The sequence below is a fragment of the Myxacorys sp. genome (genome assembly GCF_059501405.1).
In genome coordinates this window covers 1-13,095 of record NZ_JCACCM010000148.1, presented here as the reverse complement: position 1 = coordinate 13,095, position 13,095 = coordinate 1, and the positions used below count along the sequence as shown (strand labels likewise).

At 48.9% G+C, this 13,095-nt stretch carries 12 protein-coding genes and 1 pseudogene; 4 read left to right on the top strand and 9 right to left on the bottom strand.

Going from position 1 to position 13,095, the window contains the following annotated elements; genetic code table 11:
• Nucleotides 1-50: 50 nt before the first annotated feature.
• Nucleotides 51-923: pseudogene (locus AC5I6P_RS20175) on the top strand (DUF5996 family protein); the annotation flags it as partial.
• A 130-nt stretch (nucleotides 924-1,053) separates the two neighbouring features.
• On the opposite strand, the gene AC5I6P_RS20170 reads toward AC5I6P_RS20175, so the two are convergent.
• The 5 genes from AC5I6P_RS20170 to AC5I6P_RS20150 all read right to left on the bottom strand — a co-directional run bounded on the left by AC5I6P_RS20170 (nucleotide 1,054) and on the right by AC5I6P_RS20150 (nucleotide 6,875).
• Nucleotides 1,054-1,521: a tellurite resistance TerB family protein gene (locus tag AC5I6P_RS20170; protein WP_495695548.1), complete on the bottom strand. Its 468-nt coding sequence runs from the start codon at nucleotides 1,519-1,521 to the stop codon at nucleotides 1,054-1,056.
• Nucleotides 1,522-1,651: 130 nt separating this feature from the next.
• Entirely contained in the window at nucleotides 1,652-3,799 is a 2,148-nt protein-coding gene (locus AC5I6P_RS20165; protein WP_495695547.1) for a CHASE4 domain-containing protein, read from the bottom strand.
• Between the two features lie 396 nt (nucleotides 3,800-4,195).
• Nucleotides 4,196-4,477 carry a hypothetical protein gene (locus tag AC5I6P_RS20160; protein WP_495695546.1) on the bottom strand — a complete coding sequence of 94 codons (282 nt, stop codon included), beginning with the start codon at nucleotides 4,475-4,477 and terminating at the stop codon, nucleotides 4,196-4,198.
• An 87-nt stretch (nucleotides 4,478-4,564) separates the two neighbouring features.
• Nucleotides 4,565-5,470: an N-formylglutamate amidohydrolase gene (locus AC5I6P_RS20155; RefSeq protein ID WP_495695545.1), complete on the bottom strand. Its 906-nt coding sequence runs from the start codon at nucleotides 5,468-5,470 to the stop codon at nucleotides 4,565-4,567.
• Nucleotides 5,445-6,875 carry a glutamate-cysteine ligase family protein gene (locus AC5I6P_RS20150; RefSeq protein ID WP_495695544.1) on the bottom strand — a complete coding sequence of 477 codons (1,431 nt, stop codon included), beginning with the start codon at nucleotides 6,873-6,875 and terminating at the stop codon, nucleotides 5,445-5,447. Before AC5I6P_RS20150 ends, AC5I6P_RS20155 begins: the two co-directional genes overlap by 26 nt.
• Before the next feature lie 174 nt (nucleotides 6,876-7,049).
• Here AC5I6P_RS20150 and AC5I6P_RS20145 point away from each other — a divergent pair, with 174 nt between their 5' ends.
• Nucleotides 7,050-7,247, top strand: a complete 198-nt coding sequence (locus tag AC5I6P_RS20145; RefSeq protein WP_495695543.1) for a hypothetical protein — start codon at nucleotides 7,050-7,052, stop codon at nucleotides 7,245-7,247.
• Here AC5I6P_RS20145 and AC5I6P_RS20140 read toward each other — a convergent pair.
• From AC5I6P_RS20140 to AC5I6P_RS20125, 4 genes are all read right to left on the bottom strand, one after another.
• Nucleotides 7,244-8,530, bottom strand: coding sequence for a DEAD/DEAH box helicase (locus AC5I6P_RS20140; protein ID WP_495695542.1), 1,287 nt, complete (start codon nucleotides 8,528-8,530; stop codon nucleotides 7,244-7,246). The two genes, AC5I6P_RS20145 and AC5I6P_RS20140, sit on opposite strands and share 4 nt — an antisense overlap.
• Before the next feature lie 352 nt (nucleotides 8,531-8,882).
• Complete coding sequence (locus AC5I6P_RS20135; protein WP_495695541.1) at nucleotides 8,883-10,061, bottom strand: zinc-dependent alcohol dehydrogenase; 1,179 nt, start codon at nucleotides 10,059-10,061, stop codon at nucleotides 8,883-8,885.
• A gap of 65 nt (nucleotides 10,062-10,126) precedes the next feature.
• Nucleotides 10,127-10,633, bottom strand: coding sequence for an SRPBCC family protein (locus AC5I6P_RS20130; protein WP_495695540.1), 507 nt, complete (start codon nucleotides 10,631-10,633; stop codon nucleotides 10,127-10,129).
• A gap of 94 nt (nucleotides 10,634-10,727) precedes the next feature.
• Nucleotides 10,728-10,916, bottom strand: coding sequence for a hypothetical protein (locus tag AC5I6P_RS20125; RefSeq protein WP_495695539.1), 189 nt, complete (start codon nucleotides 10,914-10,916; stop codon nucleotides 10,728-10,730).
• Nucleotides 10,917-11,125: 209 nt separating this feature from the next.
• Between AC5I6P_RS20125 and AC5I6P_RS20120 the strand changes: the two genes are divergently transcribed.
• Entirely contained in the window at nucleotides 11,126-12,175 is a 1,050-nt protein-coding gene (locus AC5I6P_RS20120; RefSeq protein ID WP_495695538.1) for a ParM/StbA family protein, read from the top strand.
• Nucleotides 12,157-12,426: a hypothetical protein gene (locus AC5I6P_RS20115; protein ID WP_495695537.1), complete on the top strand. Its 270-nt coding sequence runs from the start codon at nucleotides 12,157-12,159 to the stop codon at nucleotides 12,424-12,426. Before AC5I6P_RS20120 ends, AC5I6P_RS20115 begins: the two co-directional genes overlap by 19 nt.
• Nucleotides 12,427-13,095 lie beyond the last annotated feature (669 nt).

Here is a 13,095-nt window from a genome sequence, read left to right as displayed (position 1 = left end):
CTATCGAGCTTGTACTTCGTCAAGCTGCGTCTTAATCTAGATGGCTACAGCTATACGAAACGCTGCATCTGTGGACTCAAATTGTCGGCAAAATTCGGTTAGCCTTAGCTCCCAAAATCAATCATTGGTGGCACTCGACGCTGTATGTGACGCCACGCGGATTAACAACCTCGACAATTCCTAGCGGTGTTCATAGCTTTCAAATCACGTTTGATTTTCTTGATCACCAACTTAAGATTGAGACGAGCGAGGGCATAACCAGAAGTATTGCCCTCGCTCCTCGAACGGTAGCTGACTTTTACCATGACGTGATGAACACCTTGAGCGAGATCGGCATTGAGGTGCAGATCTGGACGATGCCACAAGAAGTGGCTGAACCGATTCCGTTTGAGCAGGATGATCAACATGCTGCTTACGATCCAGAGTCTGCTCAACGCTTCTGGCGTATTCTGGTGCAAGTCGATCGCATCTTGAAGGTGTTTCGCTCCCGCTATGCTGGCAAGTGCAGCCCAGTGCATTTCTTCTGGGGCAGCTTTGATCTGGCGGTGACTCGCTTTTCTGGACGACGGGCACCAGAGCATCCGGGGGGTGTACCCAACATGGCTGATTGGGTCACGCGAGAAGCCTATTCTCACTAAGTCAGCAGTTGCGGCTTCTGGTTTGGAGGTGGTTCAACCGAAGCGCTGTTCTACGCTTACGCCTATCCAGCACCGGAAGGATTCAAAGAGTATCCAATCCAACCGCAAGAAGCTTTTTACAGCCCAGAGATGCTTGAGTTCATTCTGCCGTATGAAGCCGTACGACAGGCTGCTGATCCAGATACAGCTGTGCTGCACTTCCTCCAAAGCACGTATGAGGCAGCCGCGAATTTAGGACAGTGGGATCGAGCTGAATTGGATTACCATCCGGTGGTTAAGTGCTAAATGCTCTACAACATTTAATGTTTCAATGTTTCCGACTTGAAGATTGGGCATCAGCATAAAATCCCCCTGAAGCCGTTGTTTGGCTATCAGGGGGATCTGAGCGTTGATGATCATTCGGTGATGATTGAGCCTATTCTTCCTCTTCCTCTTCCTCTTCTTCTTCCTCTTCCGAGAAAAGCTCATCAACGATTTCAATGCCTCGCTCTGTTGAAATGCCTAGAGCTTCGCACAGATTATCGACGTATTCCTGCTCTGCCTCAGGTACTTCTCCATCAGCCGCAATCACGACTAAAGCAACTATAAGTGCGACTTCTTCGAGTCCCTCCTCTCTCGCATTGATAATCGCTTGTGCAACGACCGCCTCAACTCCCTCTTCGTTAATGAGAGTTCCAATCTCCATTCCCAGCGCTTCAAAATCTTCCTCGGAGTAGTCTTCATATAGGTCGATGCCACTCAGCATCTCACCTAGCGCGTAGGTCTCCATATCGTCGATCGCTTCACCATCTGCAAACGCAGAAAAAAGTCCGATCGCGGCGATCGCAATCTCGGGAGTCAAAGCGACTTGAGCGCCACCACGGGGCAATTTACGTTTAGGCATTGATTCTCCTAGTTTTTCACATTTATCAATGGTTGAATCGGCTTATTTCCACTGACCCAACCTGGTTGACTTTAGACTGCCCAGCAATAATTCAGAATGAACATGTTATGTCTATCTAACGTCGGCGCGCTCACACCGCTTTCTGCAAAATCCTTGGGATAGTGATGATAAATTCTGTTCCGTGCCCAAGCGTCGATCGGCATTCTAATGTCCCTTTATGCTTTTCAACGACGATCTGTTGACTAATGGACATGCCTAAGCCAGTTCCTTTGCCAATAGACTTGGTTGTAAAAAAGGGATCAAAGAGATGACTCCTCACTTTCTCTGGCATTCCTGGTCCCGTATCGAGGATGCGAATCTCAATCGAGTCAGTATCTACACACGCGGTACGAATCGTAATGGTTGCGGATAAATAATCTGCAATCCGTGACGCTAATGCTGTGTTCTCCTGCCCCTTCTCTGCTGTTCTGGATTCCCTCGCTTCCTCGATCGCATCGATCGCATTGACCAAGATATTCATAAAGACTTGATTGAGCTGTCCGGCGTAACATTCCACGAGAGGCAGTTGCCCATAATCCTTCACCACTACGATGCTGGGATTATGACTATTTGCCTTTAAGCGACTTTGTAGAATCAATAGCGTACTATCGATGCCTTGATGAAGATCCACGGCTTTGACCTCTGCTTCATCCAGTCTTGAGAAGATCCGCAGCGATCGCACAATATCCCGAATTCGCTCCGTTCCCACTTGCATCGAGGTCAAGATCTTAGGCAAATCTTCTGTTATGAAATTGAGGTCGATTTGCTCTAGAGTGGACGTGAGCAAAGGCGTCGGAGTGGGATATTCCTGTCGATAAACCTGTAATATCTGTAATAGATCCTGGACATATTCCGTAACATAGTCTAGGTTGCCGTAGATAAAACTGACGGGATTATTGATTTCGTGGGCAACACCCGCCACTAGTTGCCCCAAACTCGACATTTTCTCACTCTGCACTAAGTGAAGCTGGGCTTGCTGAAGCTCAAACAACGTCTTCTCTAAATACTGAGTCTGTTGTCTTAACTGCATTTCAGATTGCCGTACTACTGCCTCTGCTCGCTGACGCTCAAGAATTTCATTCTGCAACTGGTTAACAGCGGTGTGGAGTTCTGTATTCGTCTGTGTCACTTGGTCTAGGCCGTCTTCAACTTCCGCCTGGGCCTTTTCCAACGTTGCTAACAGGTGATTAATGTTGTTGGTCAGGCTAGATATTTCGTCTGTTCCAAATGAGGGTAATCGTAGCGAGATATTACGGCTCATCTGAATTTGGCTAACCCCCATACTTAGACGGGTTAATCGATCGAGCACGAGTTGTTCTAGCAGGAGGACGCTCACTCCACCAAACACTAGCCCTAGAAGCACGATCGCAATCATGAGATAGCGTTGACTACTGCTTCCCTGTTGATAAATTTCCCTAGGAATTTCGGCACGCAAAATCAGGGCGGGCTGATTATAGATATCGGTTAAAAGCACATAGCCAGCTAGAAGTTTTTCATTCAACGTGTGAATAGAAATTGGGGCTTGAGGCGAGAGAAATTGGCGGGCTGCTTGAAAATCAGCCGGGAGGTTAGTTTCCCCAATCGGATGAATCTGAATGGGAAAGCGAGTCATTTTTGACAGATTAGCGATCGCGTCAGCATTAATGTAGCGCCCGAAGATGACTACCCCCTGAGCCGGGCCTTTGCCTTCAGAGGTCAAAATAGGTTGGCAAGTGATGAGCAGTGCTCCTTCAGGAGAAACTAGAATTCCTGTTAAAGAACCTTTAGTTTTCGGATGTTCTAGAAAGATATGATTGGGTGCAAAAGATTTTGGCAATGCTGCCGGTATAGCCTTGATTTGCTTTGTCTTAAAATCAAAGCCTGTACTATACACGATTTGACCTTTAGCATTCACAAATAAAACTAAGTTTGTCTTCAGGTTAGCAAGCTGCTGTGGAACAAGATTTGACTTAATGTAAGCTTCGTTTTTATCTTGAATAAACGCATACGTATCATCCCAAGAAGACCAATCGCTATACCGGGACGTAAACGCCTCTTTGTCTTTATCTAAAACATTGACGACTCCTTGAAGCGATTGCCGAGCACTTTGTTCTTCTGCTGTCTTTAAACTGCCTAAAAGAATTGCTGAAGAAGTCAGATAGACAACGCTAGTCAAACCAGTCAGGGTTAGACACAGAAATAGAAGCGTTTTCTCGCGCAGAGTCAGTCTCTTGACAAGCGGTAATTTAGAAAAGTTCATCACTCATCATTCACTAAGTTGCCTCGATATACATGCCTAAGCTCTGACGATTTCTATTTGCAAATTAGCTCTAATTAAGTTTTTCTACTAAGTTTCTTGAATACACGTATCAGCAGTTGCCTCTAAAGTGGACACAGACGATTCATTATTCCCCCTTAAATCCTTTAAATTCTAGAAAGTGGTACTTGTAGACGGCTCAGAACGATGAAGCTCCGAATAATGAAATAGATATCCTGCACTATTTCGTCAACAGTCAAAGCGAGAACGTTTCTATTTCAAGATAGGAACATTTCTTTTTAGCGAAGAAACTGTTCTTCTCGGCAATAGAATGGTGCTGCACCAGCAAGAATTACTTTGTTGATAGAATAGAACTATTCATCGGCACGAAGAAACTATTCATCGGCACGAAGAAACTGTCCATCGGCATGAAGAGACAGCCCCATCAGCACGAAGAAACTGTCCATCACCGCGAAGAAACTGTCCATCGCCGCGAAGAAATTGCCCATCAATACGAACAGACTGTCCCATCACCGCGAAGAAACTGTCCATCGCCGCGAAGAAGCTGTCCATCAGGACAAAGAAGCTGTCCATCGCCGCGAAGAAACTGTCCATCGCCGCGTAGGAATGATGCTTTGGTAGAAAGAAACTTTTTATCAGCCACAAGGAATGATGCTGCAAGAACGCAACAAAATCTTCTAGGGCATGTTCAAGGATTAGACTTGCGTGGGGTCTATTCAGTGAAAATCAGTTGGCTTTGACGGAGAATCATCGGTAGGTTTCTGCTCCGAAGCCATGACCTGAAATTTGGATAGGGTTGCCTGTGTTCATCTGTCGCAGCCCATCTAAAATGCCGGAAGCAGTTGAATTCAGGGCTTGATAAACCGCATCCAGTTGCCTCGGATCTGGCTGATGCGTCCATTCATTCATAAAAAACTTCTTCACCTCAATGGACAACACACAAGCAGAGCGCGGAAAGTGCTGATGAATCCATTGGGCAAAGTGTCCACCTGTAAATTTCACGTTCTCGCGCACGTCGAGCCGCCGTCCTAGAAAGTTAAACTGGCGCAACTCGACTAACGCTCGATCAATCACTGGCGACCAATAAGAGCGATTAGCGCAACACGCAACTTCAGAGAAATTGCTTTGCACACTTCCAAAGGAATCGAGCGTTTTCGTGCCGAGATTGATCTCAGGATTGTCGCAGGCATCAGCAGCCTGTCCATCACGACGGTGATTATAGGTATGCAAATCCAAAATGACAAAGTGCCCAAACCGATGCTCCAGACGGCGGCAAACTTGCTTTAGCTCAGCGTAAAACGCATCGTATTGCGCTAGCGATCGCGCCATGATCGCTTCAGGCAGAGGTTGCTTCCAGACCTGTAGCCCCCACGCATCTTGTGGCTGTCGATAGATTGCGGCTTCACGCGGACGATTTAGATCGACCTCAAACCGCGATCGCAGCACGATCAGCCGAGTCTGAGCAATCCGAGTCCACTGGGCAGTAAAGGGATCTTCTTCCCGACGACGATCGCTGTGGTCTAAGGCGAGATGCGTCGCCACTTCTTCCCGCACAGCATGTCCGTCGTGGATTGCGGCTGCGACCAAAGGTTGATTGCCGATCGTCCAAATCCAAGGATGTGACGAGCTAATCGCGGTATGCGGATTTAGCATGGCTTCCCTCACCAGAATCATTCCCCGCCAACGGCAGTTCAAGCTGATGCAAGAGCGCGTCCACCTGTGCCTCTAGCTGGTCACAGGCTGTCCGTACCAGCGCTAATCCAGTTTCTCTAGTTAGTTCAGCCGTTGCTGGAGCAAACTGCTCTAACAGCCTGGCTTCGGTGGTTTGATACGTGTTTTCGGAATTGTCTGCCCGAATCGTCGTTCGGAGCCTTTCTAAATAAGCAGATTCTGCCGCTTGGTCTGCGGTTTTCTCATCGCGCTCTGCGCCGATCGCAAATTGCAGTAGGGAATCCAAATAGGTTTTGACCTGGGCTTGCTTCACGCCTTCGGTCACAGCGGCATATAATAGCTCACCATTGAGATAGGCAAAGTCGGGCACTAAAAGCTGTTGGTCTTTTACCTCAAACGTGTGAACGCCTGCGGCTGGGCGTACTATGAGCTTCTCTCGACGCACACGATCGGCAGCACTATATACCAAAGCCGCGATCGATAAAATCACGTCGGGGTAGTTGCCGTCGGTTTGGCGCAGTTCGATCGTGCCATGTCCATTGAGCCGCACAGGATTCCAAGCGGATTTGAGCAAGCTTCCACCTGCGTTGAGAAACTGCGTTGCCTTTCGGCTCAGCGAAGCCGTCCGTTCGACTCCCGCGAGATCCATCGCGGCAAGCCAGGCATAGTAGCGCTCAAACTGTTGCTCCACGAGGTGCTCAACAGTGTCTGCATACGGGCGCAGCGCTCCGACTTCTGGTAGGTGAGTGTAAACGCCTTCCCATCCAAAGGTTTCATTGCCGCGATAGTGAACGGTACGCGCGGCTAACCCAAACACTTTGCCTTCATAGAACGGGCAAGCGCGAGACAGCGCAATTACAGCCGCGTCCATTGCAGTGGCTAAGTTGTACAGATTCACGGCCTCGGCTCGTGCTTCGGGTGAGACTTGGTAAGACACACCCACTCGAGGATCGACTGTGCCCTCGGCTAACTCCAGATGCAGATGCGTTCCAATGCAGCGACCGGCATCCAGAAAGCGATCGTAGCCAACAGTGCGAGCCTGAAGGTGATAGTTCGGCGCATCACGGATGGTGGGGGACAGATGCAGTGGGTATTGGGAAAGCGGGTAAAGTCGCAGTCCCATCTGTTTTGCAGCCATCAGCAGGATCTGCAGATTGCGCAGGTAGTGGTTGGCAAGCGCTGCCACACTGTAAGCTGGCTCCGTGTTGATCTCGACCATGCTTTTCACAAACTCTGGCGCAAAGTTCTTCGGGTTGCGCCCTTGAGTTTGAGCGAGGTGATGACAACCCTGCAAGAGTTCATCGGCGCGATCGACAATGATCCCTTCTGCATTCACAATAAAAAACTCTTGCTCTAGCCCGATCCGGCGATTGAGATTACGCATCATAATTCAGCCTATCTGCTGGAACAATCCTAGTTGCACGGAATCACTGACTTGGAAGTTTGCACTTGGAAGTTTGACTGATTTCAATCCTACAGCACGTCTATCGATTGAAAGAGAGAAATTACCAAATGATGGCTTTAAGATAAATGGACTCTTTCCAACTATTGGAGATTTATTGTGTCTGAGGATGTTGATGTTGAGAAGCTTGCCAGTGTGTTAAACAACACTGGTCGACAGGGCAAAGAAAACTTTGTGAGAATGCTTTGGAATAACCAGCCAGGAGACATACAAAGCCAGCTCATGCCTCTGCTGAATGCAGAGACACGACAGGCAATTGCGCCTTCCTCAGATGGTTCTGAGCAGCAGGATACTTAAGCGGTGCGAAGCCGTTTGCCTGGGCGTGCCCCGGCTGAGTTGTTTTTGCTGCGGGTAGACTTGGCTTGGGTTTGAGGTTTTGCCCGTTGACTGCGGGGTTGATGCGATCGCTTCCGGTTCGGCTGGTCTGATTGGGCCTGGTCTGAAGCCGTTGGCTCGTATCCTGCAATCACGTCTTCGGTGATGGTTCGCTTGAGCAATCGTTCAATGCTTCTTAAGAGCGGGTATTCATCGCGGCAGACTAGAGATACTGCGCGTCCTTCGTTGCCAGCGCGACCTGTGCGACCAATGCGATGCACATAGTCTTCAGGAACATCGGGCAGATCAAAATTGACCACATAGGGGAGATGGTCGATGTCTATGCCGCGAGAGGCGATGTCAGTGGCGACCAAGACCCGAACTTTTCCCTGCTTAAAGTCACTGAGGGCACGAGTGCGGGCAGCCTGGGTTTTGTTGCCATGAATCGCCGTAGTTTTAAGCCCATCTTTTGTCAATTGCTCTGCTAGACGGCTGGCCCCATGTTTGGTGCGGGTAAAGACCAGCACCTGTTTCCAGTTGTGGAAACTAATCATGTAGGCAAGCAGTTCTTGCTTGCGATCGCGATTCACGGGGTGAATGATCTGGGTGACTTGCTCGGCGGCGGTGTTGCGAGGAGCCACTTCGATCAGAGTAGGAGACTTGAGCAGAGTGTTAGCAAGCTGCTGGATCGCTTTAGAGAAGGTCGCAGAAAACATCAGCGTCTGACGGGATGCGGGCAGCACTGCCAAAATTTTGCGCATGTCATGGATAAAGCCCATATCCAACATGCGATCGCATTCATCTAGCACCAGGATCTCTATCTGGGAGAGATCGAGAGTCTTTTGTCTCAGGTGGTCGAGTAGGCGACCTGGTGTGGCGACTATAATATCAACTCCCCGGCGCAGCGTTTTAATTTGCGGAATGATTCCGACACCGCCATAGATGACGGCTGATTGCAGGGGAAGATATTTGCCGTAAGTTTTGACGCTATCGCTGACCTGGGCTGCTAGTTCGCGCGTGGGGGTGAGAATTAGCGCACGAGGAGTGCGGTGCCCTTGGTTGGGTTTGGTGGTGCTAAGGCGCTGCAATAGCGGCAGTGTAAAGCCTGCCGTCTTACCTGTCCCAGTTTGGGCACTGGCGAGGATGTCTCGCCGTTGCAAGATAGCAGGAATCGCCTGTTGCTGAATCGGAGTTGGTTCGCTGTAGCCTTGTTCAGCGACAGCACGAAGCAGGTCGGTCGTCAGACCGAGGTTCTGAAATGTCATGGATGCAATTGCTCCTAGTGGTGCCCCTATCCCAAACAAAATTCTGGGACCAGTCTAAGAGCAGTAAATTTGTGATTCAGTTGAATGGCTCTGATAAGCAAGTTTCAACGTGCCAATAATAGACCGGAGTGTACTGGCAAGGGTTCATCCTAACAGAAATAGGGGTAAAGCGGCGATCGCCGCTCAATATTGGAACGAGCGTGAGATTAATAGCACTAGTGCCAGAGTCGTACAAGCTGACAATATTACCAATTCCTTAAAGCTCTCTATGCCGCGACGGTAGGTAATGGCTATGCCTGACCAACCATCAGTAATTTTCCCTGAATACTGCAACGGAGGGCTTCCTGGGCTTCTATGCAACCTGACCAGGTTTGAGAACAACCTTGATGCAGTTATCTTGCTTGTGTTTGAAGATTTCGTAGGCGTGCGGCGCTTGCTCTAGCGGCAGACGATGCGTGACCAAGAACGTGGGATCAATCTCGCCATTTTGAATCCGCTCAGTCAACGGGTGCAAGTACCGATGAATGTGGGTTTGTCCTGTTTTCATGGTTAAACCTTTGTTCATAAAGGCACCCATCGGAATTTTGTCAACAAAGCCGGTGTAGACACCCGGAACGGATACCGTACCACCTTTGCGACACGCCACGATCGCTTGACGCAATACGTTCGGTCGATCGGTTTCCATTCGAGCGGCTTGCTTCACTCTGTCGTAGAAACCTTCCAAGCCAAAGCCGTGAGCTTCCATGCCCACCGCGTCCATCACCGAGTCGGGTCCTATCCCGCCCGTCATTTCTTTCAGCGCTTCGCCAACCTCAACTTCTGTGATATCCAAAACTTCGGCTCCGCCGTCTTTTGCCATTTGAAGCCGTTCAGGAACCAGATCGATCGCGATCACACGTTCAGCACCCAACATGTAAGCGCTTCTAATCGCAAATTGTCCAACCGGGCCGCAACCCCAAATTGCTACAGTGTCTCCGGGCTGAATATCGCAGTTCTCGGCCGCCATGTATCCCGTAGGAAAGACATCGGTCAGAAACAAAACTTGTTCGTCGCTCAGTCCATCAGGAATTTTGAATAAGCCGACATCGGCAAAGGGAACGCGGGCATATTCCGCTTGACCCCCTGCATAGCCCCCAGTGAGATGCGAGTAACCAAACAAACCTGATGGAGAATAACCCATTTCGGCTTCTGCCATCCAAGCGTTCGGGTTCGAGTTATCGCACAGCGACCATAACGTTCTTTGGCAGAAGAAACACGATCCGCAAGCGATCGTGAATGGAACGACCACGCGATCGCCCTTTTTCACATTTTTAACCCCGCTCCCCAACTCAACAACCTCGCCCATAAACTCGTGACCGAGGATGTCGCCCTTTTGCATCGTGGGGTTCCAGCCATCATACAAATGTAAATCAGACCCACAAATTGCCGTTGACGTGATTTTAACGATCGCATCCCGTGGATTAATGATTTTGGGATCGGGGACCGTTTCGACTCTCACATCTTTAGTGCCGTGCCAACAAAGTGCTTTCATAGTTATTTCTCACTTAATACTATTTTCTTGGTCATTGTTTACATCTCAATGATTACTAACCCTGATTATTGACCCTGCGGTTGACCTTCCGTGGTGGCAATCTCGCCCGTTTCCATCAGCATTTTGAAGCGACGTAAATCATCTCCCAGTTGCTGTTCAGGTGCTTCGCCAAATAGCTTAGCGATCGCATCTCCGATGGCACCCGCAGGCGGGTTGTATGCCATCACAACTTTTACTTGTGTGCCTCGATTAGCATTAGGCGCAGCGCTGTTAGAACCATGGGAGGCTGGCTTGAAGTGAATCGACCCAGAATGATTCACATCGGCACCGTCGATCGACTTCCAAGCAATCAATTCGTTTTCTTGGTCTTCAGTGATGTCTGCATCCCATTCAACGCTGCCACCTAACGGCCCACTCGTAATCCAATGCGACCGTTTAGCGTCTTTCACCTCCACCGCTTTGAGATGTTTCATAAAGCGGGGTAAATTCTCAAAATCATGCCAGAAGCGGTAAAGCTCTTCGGGCGATTTGTTAATGGTGACTGTTTTCTCAACCTTAATGTTTTGAGTCATAACAACTGTGTCCTGGACGTAGCTCTAATTTGGTGAACTGTTGATTGTCTATACTTCTTTATGATTGCTCCACTTCTTTATGATTGCTCCACGCTTATGGGTCATCGCTTGCTGCGATTCCGTCTGTGTTGTGCTTGGCGCTAATCGCCACTTGGCAGTAGTGTGGGGTGCGGCTTTTTAATTCCTCTGATCCTAGAAAGGTGGCAGTGCGATCGCGTCTTTCTAATGAAGGATTGCGCTGAATCTCAAGATCGTTTTCGTTATCCGCCAACCGCAGCACCATAAAATGCTTTGAGCAAATCACGTTGTCGCTTACTCATTGCTTACTCATTGATGTTCAGTTCTATTCGAGGAATCGCTACGAATTATCTCAATTTGCTGTACTACATTTTTTTAGCTTGACAGAAGCCACCAAGCTCCTCTATAGTACTGACGTACTAGTAAGCTGACTGATAGGTGATAGAAGCCCTACACATCCTTGAGGAGAACGCTATGAATTTTGGGACTCGACAGACAAGTGCAAGAAAAGATATGAACAGTACCCCCGCTCCCCGTACGATTCCTTCGGAAGCTTGCAGGACAATCGCGCTCGACGCTGGAAATTACGATCTCAAATTTTGGGATGGTGCTGGACATCCGAGAGCAATTCGGTCTGTCAGATTCCAGCTTCCCCAGGGACGCGACCCAGTTCGCTACTCAGATAGCTCTCCCCTCATTGAGTTGCCCGATGGCTCACGTTACCATTTTGGCACACAAGCTTACAAGTACCGCAGGCAACAGCAAACGGTTGTTGAAAACAAAGTTGAACTAGCAAGGCTCCATTTATATGCCTGTTTAGAACCACAGCGTAACGAAGAAATTTGTCATTACCCGCTTCAGCTATACGTCTCAACGCCTGATTCAATTAGAAGCGCCAATGCACTGCGATCGCAGCTGCTCGGTATTCACGAATTCAAACGCAACGGCATTCCCTACCGCGTCACCGTAGAGCGAGTAGAAGTAGAACGAGAAGGAATCGGTTCTTATCGCTACGCTCAACAGTTAGGGATGATCCCCGATACTGGTTACACCATCGTTATCGACATCGGCGGCGGTACATGGCTCTCTCGGCTAATTGATGCTGAAGGCGATGTGATTGATGAAAACGTGATGGATCGAGGCGGGTCTTACGAACTGGCAACGTCCATTAGTTTTGATCGACGGTTAGCGGATATGCTGGGCACAACGGCTGACCCTGCGATCGTCATGGATGGCTTTAAATCAGGACATAGTTACGCCGATACTGGGCTGTCTTGGTCACTCTGGCTAGAAGAATATCTAGACCCTTGGTTTAAGGGCATCTTTCAAACCGTAAAAGCTCAGTACACGCCTTATATGGCGCGAGTGACTCGATTCCTAGTCACAGGAGGCAGTTCTCATCTCATTTCCGAACGTCTTGCGGGTCGCAAGCTGTTTGCCGTCATGCCCGATCCACAGTTTGCAAACGTGCGAGGATTGTTTCCGATCGCGGAGGGACTGCAACTATGTATGACAACAAAGTAAGACTCAGCAAAGATGTCATCGAGAAGGCAGAACTGATTGCCGCTGAATGGGGATTGAAGAACGCACGCGCCGCGATCGAAGCCGTCTTTCGCAAATATGCAGATGATTATTTGTATGGGCGAATGAATGGGAACGTTAACTCACCTCAGCCCCAACGAATGGTTCATTCGTTGCGTGAACCAAACGATCGCGACAGCCAATCTGTTCCGTGTGAAGCGCTCGATGAGCTAGACGATCTGTTAGGAATGTGAATAGCACTAGGGTAGAGCTGGGGTAGAGATAGCTGTCTATCTCTTCACAGTGAGTGAGATTTCTCGAGTGAGATTGCTTAGCGGCATCACTGGCATGACTCCGTTTGGATCACACTCTAGGCGGGATTAATAGATCAGTGATCCTACCCCACATCTCCCCAATGCTGAAAAACCTAAAGCGCACCCTGGTGAATGGCTACTCGGAACGCTCATGCAGCTTTCGAGAAAAGGGGCTGAGATTCATGGAATAGGAAATTCCGCCCTCGTTAAGTAATCTCAAATTGCAACTATCCCTCTTTCATCACCCTAGGCGGATGAAAAAGTAGAACTCACGCTTAGAGCACTCCGATGCTGCCAGCCAGAAAACCGATTGAACAACTGAATCAAGTACGAAAAACCTCGCTCCAGTGATGGTACTGCAAACACAGATAACCAAGGCTTGAGAATGCAGCAATAAATGTAGGGCTGAATGAGTAGTTGTAAGTTATGGAAGCGACTCGTCCACCTATTCGATGATTGCCAATAAGCATGAGTGCGGAATTTCTCAAGCAACGACTCTTGAGTTGCATCATCACCAGAATTTAGCCCATCGAACTGTAGGCTCACCATCAGATAGCAGGGCTGATTTATTGCAAAAAGGAAAAGAGGCGACAAATATCGTGAGCAACT